General features: G+C 72.6%; 14 protein-coding genes. 9 read left to right on the top strand and 5 right to left on the bottom strand.

Translation table 11 applies throughout. The features are described from left to right. Positions 1-20: 20 nt before the first annotated feature. Positions 21-1,019: an aldo/keto reductase family protein gene (locus ACLQ3F_RS10995; protein WP_355007754.1), complete on the top strand. Its 999-nt coding sequence runs from the start codon at positions 21-23 to the stop codon at positions 1,017-1,019. Positions 1,020-1,178: 159 nt separating this feature from the next. On the opposite strand, the gene ACLQ3F_RS10990 is transcribed toward ACLQ3F_RS10995, so the two are convergent. After that, positions 1,179-1,976 (bottom strand): site-2 protease family protein, encoded by a 798-nt coding sequence (locus ACLQ3F_RS10990; RefSeq protein ID WP_357206177.1) that lies wholly within the window; start codon positions 1,974-1,976, stop codon positions 1,179-1,181. Then, a complete protein-coding gene (locus ACLQ3F_RS10985) occupies positions 1,976-2,176 on the bottom strand; it encodes a hypothetical protein (protein ID WP_007463228.1) in 201 nt (66 codons plus the stop codon). The genes ACLQ3F_RS10990 and ACLQ3F_RS10985 overlap by 1 nt, the downstream gene beginning before the upstream one ends. A gap of 145 nt (positions 2,177-2,321) precedes the next feature. Between ACLQ3F_RS10985 and ACLQ3F_RS10980 the strand changes: the two genes are divergently transcribed. The 4 genes from ACLQ3F_RS10980 to ACLQ3F_RS10965 all read left to right on the top strand — a co-directional run bounded on the left by ACLQ3F_RS10980 (position 2,322) and on the right by ACLQ3F_RS10965 (position 8,359). Continuing rightward, positions 2,322-4,142 carry a serine/threonine-protein kinase gene (locus tag ACLQ3F_RS10980; protein WP_425848417.1) on the top strand — a complete coding sequence of 607 codons (1,821 nt, stop codon included), beginning with the start codon at positions 2,322-2,324 and terminating at the stop codon, positions 4,140-4,142. A gap of 153 nt (positions 4,143-4,295) precedes the next feature. Then, a complete protein-coding gene (locus ACLQ3F_RS10975; RefSeq protein ID WP_425848415.1) occupies positions 4,296-6,230 on the top strand; it encodes a bifunctional adenosylcobinamide kinase/adenosylcobinamide-phosphate guanylyltransferase in 1,935 nt (644 codons plus the stop codon). Next, complete coding sequence (locus ACLQ3F_RS10970; protein ID WP_357206173.1) at positions 6,220-6,993, top strand: adenosylcobinamide-GDP ribazoletransferase; 774 nt, start codon at positions 6,220-6,222, stop codon at positions 6,991-6,993. The genes ACLQ3F_RS10975 and ACLQ3F_RS10970 overlap by 11 nt, the downstream gene beginning before the upstream one ends. Before the next feature lie 67 nt (positions 6,994-7,060). Continuing rightward, positions 7,061-8,359, top strand: a complete 1,299-nt coding sequence (locus tag ACLQ3F_RS10965) for a DUF2314 domain-containing protein (RefSeq protein WP_425848414.1) — start codon at positions 7,061-7,063, stop codon at positions 8,357-8,359. 124 nt (positions 8,360-8,483) lie between these two features. On the opposite strand, the gene gcvT is transcribed toward ACLQ3F_RS10965, so the two are convergent. Further along, a complete protein-coding gene (gene gcvT / locus ACLQ3F_RS10960) occupies positions 8,484-9,614 on the bottom strand; it encodes a glycine cleavage system aminomethyltransferase GcvT (RefSeq protein ID WP_425848412.1) in 1,131 nt (376 codons plus the stop codon). A 162-nt stretch (positions 9,615-9,776) separates the two neighbouring features. On the opposite strand from gcvT, the gene ACLQ3F_RS10955 reads away from it, so the two are divergent. Continuing rightward, positions 9,777-11,351, top strand: coding sequence for a leucyl aminopeptidase (locus ACLQ3F_RS10955; RefSeq protein ID WP_425848411.1), 1,575 nt, complete (start codon positions 9,777-9,779; stop codon positions 11,349-11,351). A gap of 48 nt (positions 11,352-11,399) precedes the next feature. Here ACLQ3F_RS10955 and ACLQ3F_RS10950 read toward each other — a convergent pair whose 3' ends face one another. Beyond that, positions 11,400-11,726, bottom strand: a complete 327-nt coding sequence (locus ACLQ3F_RS10950) for a hypothetical protein (RefSeq protein ID WP_355007761.1) — start codon at positions 11,724-11,726, stop codon at positions 11,400-11,402. Between the two features lie 178 nt (positions 11,727-11,904). Between ACLQ3F_RS10950 and lpdA the strand changes: the two genes are divergently transcribed. Together lpdA and sucB are read left to right on the top strand one after the other, a co-directional pair. Continuing rightward, positions 11,905-13,296, top strand: coding sequence for a dihydrolipoyl dehydrogenase (lpdA, locus tag ACLQ3F_RS10945; RefSeq protein WP_355007762.1), 1,392 nt, complete (start codon positions 11,905-11,907; stop codon positions 13,294-13,296). Between the two features lie 67 nt (positions 13,297-13,363). Further along, a complete protein-coding gene (sucB, locus tag ACLQ3F_RS10940) occupies positions 13,364-15,196 on the top strand; it encodes a 2-oxoglutarate dehydrogenase, E2 component, dihydrolipoamide succinyltransferase (protein WP_425848408.1) in 1,833 nt (610 codons plus the stop codon). A gap of 61 nt (positions 15,197-15,257) precedes the next feature. Here sucB and ACLQ3F_RS10935 read toward each other — a convergent pair whose 3' ends face one another. Further along, positions 15,258-16,193 (bottom strand): SDR family NAD(P)-dependent oxidoreductase, encoded by a 936-nt coding sequence (locus ACLQ3F_RS10935; RefSeq protein WP_425848407.1) that lies wholly within the window; start codon positions 16,191-16,193, stop codon positions 15,258-15,260. A gap of 152 nt (positions 16,194-16,345) precedes the next feature. Here ACLQ3F_RS10935 and ACLQ3F_RS10930 point away from each other — a divergent pair, with 152 nt between their 5' ends. Beyond that, positions 16,346-17,683 (top strand): low temperature requirement protein A, encoded by a 1,338-nt coding sequence (locus ACLQ3F_RS10930; protein ID WP_425848405.1) that lies wholly within the window; start codon positions 16,346-16,348, stop codon positions 17,681-17,683. Positions 17,684-17,753: the final 70 nt, after the last annotated feature.

The following is a 17,753-nucleotide window of genomic DNA, read 5'->3' as shown; positions in this document are numbered from 1 at the left end:
ACTGGGGCTAGGGTCGGTACATGGAATTCCGACACCTGGGCCGTTCCGGCCTGATGGTCAGCGAGATCTCGTACGGCAACTGGATCACCCACGGTTCGCAGGTCGAGGAGGACGCGGCGTTCGCCTGCGTCCGGGCCGCTCTCGACGCGGGGATCACCACCTTCGACACCGCCGACGTGTACGCCGGCACCCGGGCCGAGGACGTGCTCGGCCGGGCGTTGCAGAACGAGCGTCGTGAGGGCCTGGAGATCTTCACCAAGGTCTACTGGCCGACCGGGCCCGGCCGCAACGACCGTGGCCTGTCCCGCAAGCACATCATGGAGTCGATCAACGGCTCGCTGCGCCGACTGCGCACCGACTACGTGGACCTCTACCAGGCCCACCGCTACGACTACAGCACCCCGCTGGAGGAGACGATGGAGGCGTTCGCCGACGTCGTCCACTCCGGCAAGGCGCACTACATCGGCGTCTCCGAGTGGACCGCCGCCCAGCTGCGCGCCGCTCACCCGCTCGCCCGGGAGCTGCACGTTCCGCTGGTGTCCAACCAGCCGCAGTACTCGCTGCTCTGGCGGGTCATCGAGACCGAGGTCGTTCCGGCCAGCGAGGAGCTGGGCATCGGGCAGATCGTCTGGTCGCCGATGGCGCAGGGCGTGCTGTCCGGCAAGTACCTGCCGGGCCAGCCGCCGCCGGCCGGTTCCCGGGCCACCGACGAGAAGTCGGGCGCGGGCTTCATCTCCCGGTTCATGAACGACGACGTGCTGACCCGGGTCCAGCAGCTCAAGCCCCTCGCCGAGCAGGCCGGGCTCAGCATGGCCCAGCTCGCCGTGGCGTGGGTGTTGCAGAACCCGAACGTCTCGTCGGCGATCATCGGCGCGTCCCGCCCCGAGCAGGTGCACGACAACGTGAAGGCCGCCGGGGTGAAGCTCGACGCCGACCTGCTCACGGCGATCGACGACATCGTCGAGCCGATCGTCGAGCGGGACGCGGCGAAGACCGAGTCCCCCGCGCAGCGTCCCTGACGTTGTTCCGGCCCGGCCGGCGCGAATCCCTCGCGCCGACCGGGCCGGGTCAGCTCCGCCCGGTCAGCTCCGCCCGGTCGCCGGGCCGGGTCAGCTTCGCCCGGTCAGCTCCGCCCGGTCAGCTCCGCCCGGTCAGCTCCGCCCGGTCGCCGGGCCCGGTCAGCTCTGCCAGAAGCGGATCAGCTCCAGGCCGGTGGCGTAGAGCCACGACGGCAGACCGAGCAGGTCACCGACAGCGAAGACCGCGTCGAAGAACCAGCCGCCGATGCGCGGGTTCCACAGCAGCGCGAAGAGCAGGATGAAGCCGTACGGCGCGAACAGGTCGTACATCTTGCGCCACTGCGGGGTGAGCCACGGCTGGATCATGTTGCCGCCGTCCAGGCCGGGCACCGGCAGCAGGTTCAGCACACTGGCGGTGAGCTGGAGGAAGGCGAGCAGCGCCACCCCGGCCCAGAACTCCACCGGACCATCCGACCGGGTGCCGACCTGCACGGCCGCCACCAACAGCAGCGTGAACAGCACGTTCGTCGCCGGGCCGGCGAGGCTGACCAGGGTGTGCCGCAGTCGACCCGGGATGGCGTGCCGGTCCACCCAGACCGCGCCACCCGGCAGGCCGATGCCGCCGAGCAGCACCACCACCACCGGCAGCACGATCGACAGCAACGGGTGGGTGTACTTGAACGGGTTGAGCGTCAGGTAGCCGCGATGGGCGATGTCCCGGTCGCCGGCCCGGTAGGCCACCACCGCGTGGGCGTACTCGTGCAGGCAGAGCGACACCAGCCAGCCGGACACCACGAAGAGGAACACGTTGAACCGGACGCTGCCGTACCCGTTCCAGGTCAGCACCCCGCTGACCGCGAAGAGCGCGACCAGACCGAGGAAGACCGGGCTGGGACGGAACGCCGCCTTGGGCACGCCGAGGACCAGCCCGTCACCGCCCGGGCGGTCGTAGGCCATCACTCGGCCGTGGGCAGCAGGCTCATCCGGTAGTCCACCCGGTCGTCCTCCACGAGCGCGACCGAGGTGACGCCGGACGCCGCGAGCTCCCGCCAGGTCTGACCGATCCAGGATTCGGCGTCGGCCTGGCTGCCGAACGACTCCGCCGGTCCCTCGACCGTCTGGCCGTCCGTGCCCTCGTACCGCCAGCTCCACGCCATGCCGCGTCTCCCCTCGCCGCTGAAGTCCCCGTGGGACGAACCCTCGCCAGCGTAGTCGGCCCGGCGCGCAACGGCCGCTCGCTCGCCCCGGCAGGGGCCGACGGGGTGGATCAATCCGATCGACGCCGGCCGGTACGGTGGCTCGGTGCTGACACGGGGAGTGCTGCTCGGCGGCCGGTACCGACTGGGCGAGCGGGTGGCGACGGGTGGGATGGGAGCGGTCTGGCGCGGCACCGACGTCCTGCTGGAACGCGAGGTCGCCGTGAAGGTGCTGCTGCCGTCGCTGGTCGCCGATCCGGAGTTCACCGCCCGGTTCCGGGCCGAGGCGCGGATGCTGGCCGCGCTGCGGCACCCCGGCGTGGTGCCGGTGCACGACGTCGGGCAGGCAGTGCTCGACGACGGCAGCCAGGTCGACTACCTGGTGATGGAGTACGTCGAGGGTGAGCCATTGTCCACCCGGGTGCGCGCGGTGGGGCGGCTGGATCCGGCCACCACCATGTCGGTGCTGGCCCAGGCCGCCGACGCGCTGCACACCGCACACCTCGCCGGCATCGTGCACCGGGACGTGAAGCCGGGCAACCTGCTGGTCAAGGGCGACGGCACCGTGGTGCTCGTCGACTTCGGCATCGCCCGGTCCCGCGACATGGCCGGGCTCACCGCCGCGAACATGGTGCTCGGCACCGCCTCGTACATGTCTCCGGAGCAGGCCACCGGGCAGCCGGTCTCGGCCGCCACCGACATCTACGCGCTCGGCGCGGTGGCGTACTTCTGCCTTTCCGGGCAGCCGCCCTTCAACGGTGACAACCCGCTCGCGGTGGCGCTGCGGCACGCCCAGGAGGACCCGGCGGCGCTGCCGGCGGACACCCCACCGGCGGTTGCCGCGGTGGTGGCCCGCGCGCTGGCCAAGCGCCCGGAGGACCGGTTCGGCAGCGCCGCTGAGTTGGCCGCTGCCGCCGCCGATGCCCGCGACGCGACAGTGGCGAGCATTCCGGTCTCCGCCCGCCCACCGTGGGCGCTGGCCGCTCCCACCCCGGGCGTCGCGGCCCCCGCCGCCCCGACTCCCGTACCGCCGGCCGGCCCGACTCCCCTTCCGCCAGCCGGCCTGGCTTCCGCACCGTCGGTCCCGGCGACGCCGCCCGCCGGGTCGGTGTCGGCAGGGCCCGCCGCTCCACGCCCACCGGCGAGCGTCGCGGTCGAAGCGACGACCGAGCCGAAGCCGACCCGGGAGGACGCGCTCGGGAGCGGGCCGCCGGGCCGACGCCGTCCGCTGCTGGTCGGGGCAGGTGCGGCCGTTCTCGTCGCGCTCGTCGTCGCGGTGGCCGTGGTGGCGCTCCGGCCCGAAGCGAAGTCGGGTTCGGCGGACCAGCCACCCGCGCTGGCCGGCGAGTCGGCGGCGGTCTCCGACGCACCGCTGCCGCCCGGGGACGCGACCACCACCGGGCCCGGGCCCAGCGCAACGCCGGGGATCGGTCGCACCGCGACGGCCAACCCGACCGGGTCTCCCGCCGAGGCGACGACCAGCGGCGACCCCACCGGCGCCGCAGTGCCGGGCGGTACGCCGACCGGTACGCCGACCGGTACGACCAGCAGCCGACCGACGCCCAGCCGCACCCCGTCCAGCCGGCCCAACCCGTACACGGCCGCCCAGGCGTGCGGCAGCGGCTACCAGGTGATCGACTCGGCGACGCTGACCGGCGGGGACGGGCAGCGCAAGGGCCGGGTCTTCCTGCTGTACCACTCGGGCACCGGGACCAACTGCGTGGTCACCCTCAAGGACACCGCGGTCGGCGCGAAGTCCGCCGCGTCGGCGTACCTGGAGGTGCAGGGTCAGGCCCGCAGCACTGACAGCGGGTCCTTCGACTACTACGCCGGGCCGGTGCGGGCCACCGCCGCCGGGACGTGCGTCAAGTGGGGCGGCACCACGGGCGGCGTCAGTTACGGCAGCGGGTTCGAACACTGCGACTGACCGCCGCGCCGGCAGTGCAGCGGGCCGGGGTCGTGCCGCCTTCGGGTGGGGGAACTGGGCGCTTCCCCGCAATGGAGGCGGAACGGACTTTCGATCTTCGGCAGGGTCGGGGCGACGTGCCCGGGCCCGAAGGATGAGAACTAAGGTACGGGCATGTCCGTAGACGGGTGGAACACGGTCCTGGTGCTCGGCGGTATCCGGTCCGGCAAGTCCGAGTTCGCCGAGTCCCTGGTCAGCGACGCGCCGGTGGTCCGCTACGTCGCCACCGCGCCCGAGGGCGACCCGGAGGACACCGAGTGGGCGACCCGGCTGGCGGCGCACCGCGCCCGACGGCCGGGCAGCTGGACCACCGAGGAGACCACCGAGGATCCGCGCCGGCTGGCCGACGTGCTCGAGTCCGCCGAGCCCAACGAGTTGTTGCTCGTCGACGACCTGGGCGGCTGGGTGACGGTGCTGCTCGACCCGGACCACCAGCCCGCCGACGACGTGGCGACCATCGCCGAGCTGGCCGAGGCGATCCGCGGGTGTGCCGCCCGGGTGGTGCTGGTGAGCCCCGAGGTGGGGCTGTCGCTGGTGCCGACCACCCCGCTGGGCCGGGCGTTCACCGACGCCTTGGGCGCGGCCAACCGCGCGGTGGCGGACGCCTGCGACGCGGTCGTCCTGGTCGTCGCCGGTCAGCCGGTCTGGCTCAAGTCGCCCGCCACCGCCACCGCCACCGAACCGTCCGCTCCCGCCACGGTGACCGCGTCGCCGACCGCAGCCGCGGCACCGGTCGTGGCGAGCCTGGCCGACACCGAGCCCACCCCCGAGGTGCAACTCCCCGACGTGCTGACCCCCACGCCGCCGGCCGCCCCGACCGCGGAACCGGGCAACCCGTGGGCCGCGCCGACAATGGCGCTGCCGATGGTGTCCACCGGGCTGGTCATCCAGCCCGGCATGGAGCTGCCCATGCCCGACGAGTACGCCGGCCCACAGGCGGTCGACCGACTGGCCACGCTGGACGTACCGGGCGCCGGGCTGGGCGTGTTGGACCGGGTGGTGGGCTTCGCCGCCGCCACCCAGGGCACCTCGACCCCCGCCGCCTGGGGCTCGGCGCGGGTGCTACTGCTGCACGGCGACCACGCCGGCGGGGCGGCGGCCGGCACCGTCGCCGGTGAGTCGGCACGCCGCGCCGCACAGGCCCGCGCCGGTAAGGGCGCGTTGGCACGGCTGGCCGCCGAGAGCGGCGCGAGTCTCCAGGTGGTGGACACCCCGGCCTCCGCGCCGATCGAAGACCAGCAGGCCCTCGCGCCGGAGCAGGTGGAGTCCGCGCTGCGTTACGGCTGGCGGTTGGCCGAGCAGGCCGCCGACGCCGGCGTACAACTGCTGGTGCTCGCCGCGTGCGGCGCCGGCACCGAGGCGGCGGCCGCGGCGGTACTCGCGGCGACCGCGGGCGCTGAGCCGCCCGCCGTGCTGGGTCGGGTGATCACCGACTCCGGCGAGATCGACGACGCGGCGTGGATGATCCGGTGCGCGGCGGTGCGCGACGCGCTGCACCGCACCCGACGCTCGTCTCGCGGCGCGAAGGACATCCTGGCCGAGTTGGGCGGCGGCGACGTGGCGGTGGCCACCGGCGTGCTGCTCGGCGCCACCGCCCGCCGGGTGCCGGTGCTGCTCGACGGTCCGGTCGGGTTGGCCGCCGCCATGGTGAGCCGTGACCTGGCCGGGCAGGCCCGGCACTGGTGCCTGCTGGCCGACCACGGTGGGCACCCGGCCGTGCGGCTCGCCGCCGACGTGCTGGGCCTCACCCCGCTGCTCGACCTGCGGATGGATCTCGGCGAGGGCGCCAACGCGCTGGTCGCGCTGCCGCTGCTGCGCTCGGTGCTGGCGTTGTCCGCCGCGCTGCCGGTGCACCCGTCGCTGGGCGGCACCGACGACACCGACCCGCCCGCCGACGAGCCGGAGTCCACCGACCCGAGCTACGCGGACCCGGATCTCACCGAGCCCGACTCGACCGAGCCCGACTTCGCCGAGCCGGTGCCGGCCGGGCCGGGCCCCGCCAGCACCGGGGTGGACGAGCAGCCGGCGTCGGGCTGGCGTGCCGGCTGAGCCACGGCTGCTCGCGGGAGCCCGGCTGGCGGTCACCACGTTCACCACGCTGCCGGTGCGGGCCGGGCGCATCGACCGACCCGTCGCGGGCACGGCGATGGCTCTCGCCCCGGTGGTCGGCGCGCTACTCGGCGCCCTGCTGGCCGGTGTGCTGCTGCTGGCCGGGGCGCTCGCCCCGCCGCTGGTGGCGGCCGGCGTCACCGTCGGCGTCGCCGCGCTGCTCACCCGAGGGCTGCACCTGGACGGGCTGGCCGACACAGTTGACGCGCTCGGCTCCTACCGGCGGGGCGCGGCAGCCCTGGAGATCATGAAGAAGCCGGACGTCGGCCCGTTCGGGGTGGTCGCCCTGGTGGTCGTACTCCTGGTGCAGGCGGCGGCGCTCGCCGACCTCGCCGGTCGGTCCTGGCCGGCTTGCCTCGCGGCGGTGGTCGCGGCGACCGCGGCCGGGCGGCTCGGTGTCACGGTGGCCTGCCGGCGGGGCGTGCCGGCGGCGCGGCCCGACGGGCTGGGCGCGCTGGTCGCCGGGACGGTCGGCCCGGTGGCGGTGGCCGCCGGCGCGGTCGCCGTCGTGCTGCTGGCGGTGCCCGCGGTGCCGGGCCGTCCATGGCAGGGGCCGCTGGCCGTCGTCGCCGCGACCGCCGTCGCGCTACCGCTGCTCAACCACGTGGTACGCCGCCTCGGCGGGATCACCGGCGACGTCCTCGGCGCGACCGTCGAGGTGGTCACCACGCTGGTCTACCTGGGTCTGGTGCTGTCCGGCTGAACCGGGCCCGGCGGGCCGGGTAGCGTTCGGCTCGACAACACCGGCGCGGCCACCGGGGGAACCCACAATGCTCATCACGGACGACTTCCTGCCCGTTCCGGTGCCGGAGTCGCTCAGCGCGACCTACCTGGTGCCGATGGCGGGGCTACCGAAGGTCAGTGCGAAGACCGCGGTGGCGGCCCTGACCGGCCGACTGGCCGAGCCGGTGCACGGGCTGGCCCGGCAGATGCTCGACAGCCCGCTGATGAGCGTCGACACCCGGCCGATCGCCGAGTTCCCCGAACTGCCACCGGACCTGCTCACCGCGTTCGGTGCCACCAAGGAGCAACTGGACCGGCTGGCGGCGGCGACACACCTGGTGGTCGTACAGGCCGAGTACCGGCCCGGTTGGCCACCCGCGCACGAGTGGGCCGCGCGGGCGGTCGCGGCAGCCGTGGCGGAATCCGTCGACAGCGACGTGGTGGACGTCTTCGGCCTCCAGTTCCTCGACCCGGCGACCGCGCTGCGCTCCCTCCCCGACGAGCAGGGCCGCATCCGACTTGTCGACTGGGTGCTGGTGCCGTACTCGTCGGACACCGAGGGCCTTTGGTTCACCACCAAGGGGCTGCGCCGCTTCGGTCTGCTGGAGTTGCAGACCCAGGGGGTGCCCGACCACCTCACCCGGGCCTGGGGTGCGGTGATGACCGGGGCGGCCCGCCGACTGCTGCGGGACTGGACCGACGGGCTCACCGGCGAGGAGGTGCCAGCGTTCGTGCAGCTCCCGGTGCTGGCCACGGTCACCGGGCACGACATCGCTGTGGCGTACGGCAACCCGGAGCAGCACGGCGCCACCGCCCCGGTGCTGCTACGCCTCGAACTGGACCCGGCGACCGACCCGGAGGCCGACTCGTTCCTCAGCCTGCGCCCGCCGGCCGGGCACCCCGGCCCGGACGGGCGCTACTACGCCGCCGCCTGCGCGACCCTGTTCTCCGGCATCCAGCCGGACGTGCGCTACGCCCGCTCCGGTGACGCGATGAGCCGTGCGGTCGCCACCGCCCGGGCCGCGCTGGATGACGCTCGGGCCCGGTTCGTCGCTGGCCTTCTCCCCACCGAGTCACAACTGGTGGTGAAGTACGGCCTGCCCGGAGACGACGGCCCGGAGTACGTCTGGGCGGGCGTCACCTCGTGGGAGACCCCGGAACGCATCGTCGGCGTGAGCGCCAGCGACGCCAACACCGACCAGAGCGTCCGCATCGGCGCCCCCGTGGTCGTGGAGACGTCCAACGTGGTCGACTGGGCCGTCCTGGACGCCACAGGCGTCATCGAAGGCGGCTGGACCCAGGCAGTCCTGGACTCCGGCGAACCCCCAACCCCCAAAACCCCCTAACCCCACCCAGCCCCAGCCCCAGCCCCAGCCCCAGCCATGTTGATCATGAAGTTATTGCCACCGCTGTCGGCGTGTCGTAGCAATAACTTCATGATCAACAGCATCTGGGCCCGGGCGATCCGGGTTACTTCACTGAGGGGGTTACGAAGGGGGGTTTGGTCAGGGTCAGGGGGGCTCGGCGGCCTCGGATGTCGATCTCGACCTCGTCGCCGTCGGTCAGGTTGGCGTCGGTGTCCAGCAGGGCCAGCGCGATGCCCTGCTTCCTCGTCGGGCTGAAGGTGCCGCTGGTCACGGTGCCGACCTGGGTGTCGCCCACGTGCAGGGTCATGCCGGGCCGCGGGATCGCCCGGTCGACGGCCACCAGGCCGCGCAGCGTACGCCGGGGGCCGGCGGCCTTCTCGGCGAGCAGCGCGTCGCGGCCCCAGAAGGCCGGCTTGTTCCAGCCGACCGCCCAGCCGGAGCGGGCCTGCACCGGGCTGATGTCCAGGGAGAGGTCCTGCCCGTGCAGCGGGTACCCCATCTCGGTCCGCAGCGTGTCCCGGGCGGCCAGCCCGCAGGCCCGCAGCTCGAACGCCGCGCCGGCGGCGAAGAGCGCATCCCAGACGGCGACCGCGTCCTCCGCCGGCACCACCAGTTCGTAGCCCAGCTCACCCGTGTAGCCGGTGCGGCAGACGGTCAGCTCCACCCCGGCGAGGGTCGCGGCGGAGAAGCTCATGTAGCCGTGTTCGGTGGGCAGGTCCAGGGCGGCCAGCAACTCGGCCGAGCGGGGACCCTGCACTGCCAGCACCGCGTACGCCTCGTGCTCGTCGGTGACTGTCACCTGCGCGGGAGCGGCGGCGCGCAACCGGCGCACGACCTCGGCGGTGTTCGCCGCGTTCGGAATGAGGAAGACGTGGTCGTCGGCGTAGAGGTAGGCGATGATGTCGTCCACCACACCGCCGGTGGCGTCGTCGCAGCAGAGCGTGTACTGCGCCCGGCCCGGGCCGATCCGGCCCAGGTCGTTGCTGAGGCAGGAGTTGACGAAGTCGGCCGCGCCGGGGCCGCTCACCCGGGCCTTGCCCAGGTGTGACACGTCGAAGACCCCGACCGCCGTACGCACAGCGGTGTGCTCCTTGAGCACCCCGCCGCCGGCGTACTCCAGGGGCATTTCCCAGCCCCCGAAGGGGGCGAACTTGGCTCCGGCGGCGGTGTGCCGCTCGTGCAGCGGGGAACGGCGCAGCCGGGTCGCGGCAGCGTCGGAGGTCACGTCGGTCATGGGTGGCAACTTACCGGGGGCAACGTCGCTGGTTAGCATCGGCGGGAGCCCGCTGGCGCTGTCGGCGGGACAGCCATGACGTCCGGCGGGTAGGTTCCGCCGGAGACCTTCACCGCTGGTACGCGACGCCGCGACCGGCCCGGCCCGCCCGGAGTAGCTTCAGTGACTTCACCCCGCACCACCAACCTGAGCCTGGTCGACACCGACCCGGCGGAGCTCGCCGTCGACGCGATCGTGATCGGCGTGCACAGCCAGACCGGAGAGCAGGGCGCCACCAGCGGCCTCGCCGGCACCCTGCTGCTCGCCAGCGGCGCCGAGAGCATCGCTGCCGCGTTCGACGGCAAGCTGACCGAGACCCTCGCGCTGCTCGGCGCGACCGGCGGGCCGGGTGAGGTGATCAAGCTGGCCACGCTGGGCACCGTGACCGCCCCGCTGGTCACCGCGGTCGGGCTCGGCCCGGAGCCGTCGGGTGCCGCCCCGGCCCCGGAGACGCTGCGCCGGGCCGCGGGTGCGGCGATCCGGGCCCTGGCGGGCGCACCCACCGTCGCGCTGGCGCTGCCGCTGCCGGACGACGCGGACGCGTCGGCCGAGCTGCGCGCGGTCGCCGAGGGCGCGCTGCTGGGTGGGTACCGGTTCCCCGGTTACAAGACCCGGCCCCAGCCGACCCGGCGCGAGCCGGTGGCCGAGGTGCTCATCGCGGTGCCGGACGCCGCCGACGCGAGCGCCCAGGCGGAGGTCGTCCGGGCGCAGGCGGTGGCGGGCGCGGTCCGGGTCAGCCGGGATTGGGTGAACACCGCGCCGAACGAGCTGCGTCCGCCGTCGTTCGCCGACGCGGTCGCCAGCGCGGCGCGCGAGGCGGGCCTCGGCGTCGAGGTGCTCGACGAGGCGGCGCTGGCCGCTGGCGGGTACGGCGGCATCGTCGCGGTCGGGCAGGGCTCGGAGGCCCCGCCGCGGCTGGTGAAGCTGACCTACACCCCGCAGGACGGCGGCAACGGCAAGCGGGTCGCGCTGGTCGGTAAGGGCATCACCTTCGACACCGGCGGCATCTCGATCAAGCCGGCGCAGGGCATGTGGGAGATGAAGTCCGACATGGCGGGCGCCGCCGCGGTGGGCGCGGCCATGCTGGCGATCGCCGCGCTGAAGCCGACGGTGGCGGTCAGCGCGTACCTGCCGATGGCGGAGAACATGCCGTCGGGCACCAGCTACCGGCCGGGTGACGTGATCACCATGTTCAACGGCAAGCGGGTCGAGGTGCTCAACACCGACGCCGAGGGCCGGATGATCCTGGGCGACGCCATGGCCCGTGCCTGCGCGGACGGCACCGACTACCTGTTCGAGACCTCCACCCTGACCGGCGGTCAGGTCATCTCGCTTGGTAAGCGGATGGCCGGCGTGATGGGCACCCCGCAGCTGTGCGACCGTGTGAAGGTGGCCGGCGACGCCGTCGGCGAGCCGGCCTGGCCGATGCCGCTGCCCGACGACGTCCGTAAGGGCATGGAGTCGGATGTGGCGGACATCTCGCAGGTCAACGCCGGGATGGACCGGGCCGGTCACATGCTCCAGGGCGGCGTGTTCCTGCGTGAGTTCGTGACCGACGACGTGGCGTGGGCGCACATCGACATCGCGGGGCCGGGCTACCACTCGGGCGAGCCGACCGGCTACTGGACCAAGGGCGGCACCGGCGTTCCGGTCCGCACGCTGGTGCAGCTCGTCGAGGATGTCGCCGCCAACGGCTGACGGAACGGAAAGCGAGGGGCCCCCGGTCGACGCCGGGGGCCCCTTTCACTACCGCTCGGGGCGCCGTTTGCGGCGTTCGTTGAAGTCGCGCATCCGCTGCGGGTAGCCCATCAGCCGGACGTCGTAGACCGGGATGCCCATCCGGTACGCGAAGCGCCGGGCTCCGTCCGGGCCGTCGATGCGCCGACGGGTCCACTCCCCGTCGTCGGCGATCAGGATGACGGTGGTCTCGGTCACCGTCGTACGGGGTTCGATGTACGCCTCGACGCCGCGCCGACTCCGGATGAAATTCTCCAAATGGTCCAGATCCCCACGACTGGCAGCACGGTCATGGCTCGGCACAGCCGCCTGTTTGCGGCGCCGGAACAAGCCCACCGGTTCTCTCCCCCACCGAGCGTCATCGACAACGGTGCCAAGGGTACGTGTCGATGACGTGTCGTTGGGCACCTCGGTACGCACCCTGTGCCCAGTGGTGACAAGATGACCGAGGTGGGGTGTGTCCGTGTTACACCTCTGTGACCCCCGATGCAGCGACGCGACCTGGGAGTTGGACGTGAGCGAGCCGAACGAAGCGACCTTCGACATTGTCATTCTCGGAGGTGGCAGCGGCGGCTACGCGACCGCGCTGCGCGCCGTCCAGCTGGGCCTGAAGGTCGCGCTGGTCGAGAAGGGCAAACTCGGCGGCACCTGCCTGCACAACGGCTGCATCCCGACGAAGGCTCTGCTGCACGCCGCCGAGATCGCCGACCAGGCCCGTGAGTCGGAGCAGTTCGGGGTCAAGGCCGAGCTGATCGGCATCGACATGGCCGGCGTCAACTCGTACAAGGACGGCGTGATCGCCCGCCTGTACAAGGGCCTGCAGGGCATGTTGAAGGGCAACAAGGGCATCACGATCGTCGAGGGTGCCGGCAAGCTGGTCGGCAAGAACGTGGTCGAGGTGGACGGCAAGCGCTACACCGGCCGCAACATCGTCCTGGCCTCCGGCTCGTACGCGAAGAGCCTGCCCGGCCTGGAGGTCGACGGCGAGCGGATCATCACCAGCGACCACGCCCTCACGATGGACCGGGTGCCGTCGTCGGTGATCGTGCTCGGTGGCGGTGTGATCGGCGTCGAGTTCGCCAGCGTGTGGAAGTCCTTCGGCGTGGACGTGACGATCGTCGAGGCGCTGCCCCGGCTGGTCGCCGCCGAGGACGAGGAGTCGTCCAAGGCGCTGGAGCGGGCGTTCCGCAAGCGGAAGATCAACTTCAAGGTCGGCAAGCCGTTCGAGAAGGTCGAGAAGACCGAGGGCGGCGTCAAGCTGACCATCCAGGGCGGCGAGACCGTCGAGGCGGAGCTGCTGCTGGTCGCCGTGGGTCGCGGCCCGAACACCGCCAACCTCGGGTACGAGGAGCAGGGCGTCAAGATGGACCGCGGCTTCGTGCTGACCGACGAGCGGCTGCGCACCAGCGTGCCGAACGTCTACGCGGTCGGCGACATCGTGCCCGGCCTCCAGCTCGCGCACCGCGGCTTCCAGCAGGGCATCTTCGTCGCCGAGGAGATCGCCGGCCAGAACCCCGCCGTGATCGACGAAGTCGGCATCCCGCGCGTCACGTACTGCGACCCGGAGCTGGCGTCGGTGGGCCTCACCGAGGCCAAGGCCAAGGAGCAGTACGGCGCTGACAAGGTCAAGACGTACAACTACAACCTCGGTGGCAACGGAAAGAGCCAGATCCTCAAGACGACCGGCTTCGTGAAGCTGGTCCGGGTCGAGGACGGCCCGGTCGTCGGCGTACACATGATCGGCGCACGGGTGGGTGAGCTGATCGGTGAGGCGCAGCTCATCTACAACTGGGAGGCGTACCCGGCGGAGGTCGCCCAGCTCGTGCACGCCCACCCGACCCAGAACGAGGCCCTGGGCGAGGCGCACCTGGCCCTTGCCGGCAAGCCGCTGCACGCGCACGCCTGATCATCCACAACCGCGGCGTCCGGCGACGGGCGAAGATCCCACCAGGGGAATGAAGGAGTCTCAGAACATGCCGGTATCGGTCACCATGCCCCGGCTCGGCGAGAGCGTCACCGAGGGCACCGTCACTCGCTGGCTCAAGCAGGAGGGCGACACGGTCGAGGTCGACGAGCCCCTGCTTGAGGTCTCCACCGACAAGGTCGACACCGAGATCCCGTCACCCGCTGCCGGCGTGCTGAGCCGGATCGTGGTCGGCGAGGACGAGACCGCCGAGGTCGGCAGCGAGCTGGCCGTCATCGCCGGTGAGGGCGAGTCGACCGGCGGCGGCGAGGCAGCCCCGCAGGAGCAGGCCCCGGCCGAGTCGGTCGAGCCGGCCGCCGAGCCGACGGCCGCCGCCGAGGGCACCGCCGACGAGGTGGCCCAGGACGAGGCCCCGGCCGAGACGCCGGCTCCGGCCGCCGCCTCGTCGGGCGAGGGCACCGCGGTGAAGATGCCCGCCCTGGGCGAGAGCGTCACCGAGGGTACGGTCACCCGCTGGCTCAAGCAGGTCGGCGAGACCATCGAGGTCGACGAGCCGCTGCTGGAGGTCTCCACCGACAAGGTGGACACCGAGATCCCGTCGCCGGTCGCCGGCACGGTGCTGGAGATCAAGGTCGCCGAGGACGAGACCGCAGCGGTCGGCGCCGACCTGGCGATCATCGGCGCTGCCGGCGGGGCCCCCGCCCAGGCGCAGCCCGAGCCGAAGGCGGAGGCCAAGCCGGCGCCGAAGGCCGAGCCGAAGCCGGAGCCGAAGGTCGAGGAGCCGACGCAGGGCGCCTCGTACAGCGAGCCCGCCGCGGAGACCGAGAGCTCGGCGCAGCCGGCGAAGACCGAGCAGGCCGCGCAGCCGGCCGCGTCGACCTCGGCGCCGGCACGTCCGTCCGCTCCGGCACCGGGCGCCGGCGAGGAGGCCGCCGGGTACGTGACCCCGCTGGTGCGCAAGCTGGCCAGTGAGCACGGCGTCGACCTGGCCGCGCTCAACGGCACCGGCGTGGGTGGTCGGATCCGCAAGCAGGACGTGCTGGAGGCGGCCGAGAAGGCGAAGGCCGCCAAGGCCGCTCCCGCCGCCGCACCGGCCCCGTCGGCCGCACCGTCGGCGGCTGCGGCCACACCGGCCGCGAAGCCGCAGCCGAGCGGCAAGCGGGGCACCACCGAGAAGCTCCCCCGGATCCGCAAGGCCATCGCCAAGCGGTTGCACGAGTCGCTGCACGAGATGGCGCAGCTCACCACGGTGGTCGAGGTGGACGTCACCCGGATCGCCAAGCTGCGGGCGCAGGCGAAGGACTCGTTCGTGCAGCGGCACGGCGTGAAGCTGTCGTTCCTGCCGTTCTTCGCGCTCGCCGCCATCGAGGCGCTCCAGATCCACCCGATCGTCCAGGCCAGCATGGACCTGGAGGGTGGCACGATCACCTACCCGGCGGCCGAGCACCTCGGCATCGCTGTGGACACCGAGCGGGGTCTGCTGACGCCGGTCATCCACAACGCCGGCGACCTCAACCTGGGCGGCATCGCCAAGCGGGTCGCCGACCTGGCCGAGCGGACCCGGACCAACAAGATCAGCCCGGACGAGCTGGCCGGGGCGACCTTCACGCTGACCAACACCGGCAGCCGGGGCGCGCTCTTCGACACCCCGATCGTGCCGTCGCCGCAGTCGGCGATGCTCGGCACCGGTGCCGTCGTCAAGCGGCCGGTCGTGGTCAACGACCGGGAGCTGGGCGAGGTCGTCGCGATCCGGTCGATGGTCTACCTGGCCATGTCGTACGACCACCGGCTGATCGACGGCGCCGACGCGGCCCGCTTCCTGACCACTGTCAAGGAGCGGCTGGAGGCCGGCAACTTCGAGTCGGAGCTGGGCCTGGCCTGATCCGCTGAACGACGAGAGGGCGCCCCGGTCATCGACCGGGGCGCCCTTCCCGTTCTGGTACTCAGCTCTTGAGCAGGGTGGTGGAGACCTGCCAGAGTCGCTCGGCGGCCTCCGAGTCCAGCGCGTAGTCGGCGACCCCGGTCCGCTGGCCCGGCTGGGCGGGGGCGGCCTCCTGGCAGTCCTCGAAGTAGCGCCCACCCACCTCGTCGAGCAGCGGTGACGCGGCGACCAGCACGGAGGTGGCGGCACCCTGCTCGACGGTCTTCCAGGCCGCCGCGTTGCCCGACCGCATCCGGTCCAGTTCCTCCTTGCTCACGTAGCGCTGCAGGTTGGTCTGGATCGCGCCGGGCATCAGCGAGTTGGCGTAGATGCCGTCGTCGGACCAGCGCCGGGTCGCTTCCACGGCGAACAGCACGTTCGCCGTCTTGGACTGCCCGTACGCCTGCCACGGCTCGTACTCCCGCTTGTCGTACTGGATGTCCTCGAAGACCACCGGTGAGCGCAGGTGGGCGGCGGAGCTGACCGAGACGATCCTGGCCCCGTCGCCGGCGGCGAGTGCCGGGCGGAGCCCGTTGGCGAGCGCGAAGTGCCCCAGGTGGTTGGTGGCGAACTGCATTTCCCAGCCCTGCGGTGTGCGGGACAGCGGTGCCGCCATGATCCCGGCGTTGTTGACCAGGATGTGCAGGGGGCCGTCCCAGTTGGCCACGAAGTCGGCGATCGAATCCTGGTCGGCGAGGTCGAGCGGGGCGACCAGGACCCGATCGTTGCCGGTGGTGCCGGTGATGTCGTTGGCGGCCTGCTGACCCGCGTCCGGGTTCCGGACGGCCAGGGTGACCTCCGCGCCCGCGCTGGCCAGGGCGCGGGCGGTCTCCACGCCGATCCCGGAGGACCCGCCGGTGACGATCGCCCGCCGCCCGGCGAGGTCCACGCCCCGGATCACGTCCATCGCGGTGGAGTGATGGGCGAACGAAGTGGTGATCGGATTGTTGGTCGTCATTGTCCATCCTTGTCCGGGGTGGGCGGACCGACCGGCCCGCTGCGGGAGGCCGTGGCCCCGGTGTTTCCCCGACCCGGGCCGGAGGTAACGCCGAGCCCGTCACCCTCGCCGTTCGGGCCTCCGACCAGCCCGGACGCTGCCAGAGTGGGATCGTGGGCGGCTACCGGCGGCGTGGACAGCTGGGACCGGCTGTCCCGATCGCCCCGGGCGCCCGGGTGGACAAGTTCGAGGTCTTCTTCGACCTGGTCTTCGTCTTCTCGTTCTTCATCATCACCCGGGCCACCGCCGCGAACATCTCCGGTCGGCAACTGCTGCACGCCAGCCTGGTGCTCGCCGTGCTCTGGTGGATCTGGGTGGTGCACAGCTTGGTCGCCACCCGGGTCCGGCTCGGCGAGGGCTACGTCCCGGTGCTCATGGTGATCGCGATGGTCGCCCTGTTCGCGTTCGCGCTGGCGCTCCCGCAGGCGTTCAGCGACCCGAAGGGGAGCGCCGCCGGCCCGATGCTGGTGGCGATCAGCTACGTCGTGGTCCGCGGCATCCACTGGATCCTCTATCAGCACGTGGTGCGGGACAGCCCGCAGGAGCGGCGGCAACTGCGGCGTTTCGCTCCGGAGCTGGCGGTGAGCATCGTGCTGCTGCTGGCCGCCGCGCTCATCCCGCCGCAGATCACCGACCCCGACCGGGCTGCCCTGGTCCGCGACGGGCTGTGGATCGCCGTGGTGGTGGTGCAGTACGCCACCGGCTTCATCGTCGGTACCTGGGGCTGGGGGGTGACCAGCGCCGAGCACTGGACCGAGCGCTACGACCTCATCCTGATCATCGCGCTGGGCGAGTCGATCATCTCGACGGGGGTGGGCGGCAACCTGCTCGGCAAGCCGGTCACCTGGCCAGCGGTGGCCGCCGCCGCGCTCGGCATCGTGGTCACCGCAGCCCTCTGGTGGGCGCACTTCGATTTCATCGGGCCGGCCGCCCGGATCGCCCTGCACGCGGCGGAGGGCGGCCCCCGGGTGGCGATGGCCCGCGACGCGTACGCGTACGCGTACCTGCCGATGATCGCCGGGGTGATCCTCTTCTCGATCGGCAACGAGGAGATCCTCCACAAGATCACCGACCCGGCCGGCGGGATCGCCGAGAAGATCGAGGGACCGGCGATACCGATGTTCTTCGGCGGTCTGATCTGCTACTTCGCCGTCAACCTGCTCTTCCAGTTACGCACCCTGCACACCGTCACCTGGACCCGCATCGGCGTCATAGTAATTCTCGCGGCGGCCCTACCGGTCGGCCAGCACCTGCCGGCGCTGGGCGCGCTCATCCTCGCGACAGTGATCTGCGTGGCGCTGGTGGCCGTGGAGGTGGTGGTGATGGCGCAATCGCGGCACGCCCTGCGGGCCGCCGTCTTCCAGGAGCGGACCAGCCACGAGGCCCATGAGGCCGCCTGGCGGGCGCGCTGGCACGACGTCGAGGAGAACGACGAACCGACCACTCCGTGATTCCCGGGTTTGGGGCGTGGCCGGCCGGCCGTAGACTTCGGCGCAGCGTCGCAGTGCACCCGGCCCGAAG

It is taken from the genome of Micromonospora sp. DT15, from assembly GCF_049841475.1.
Lineage (GTDB): Bacteria > Actinomycetota > Actinomycetes > Mycobacteriales > Micromonosporaceae > Micromonospora.
This window is presented reverse-complemented; position numbering and strand designations above follow the sequence as displayed.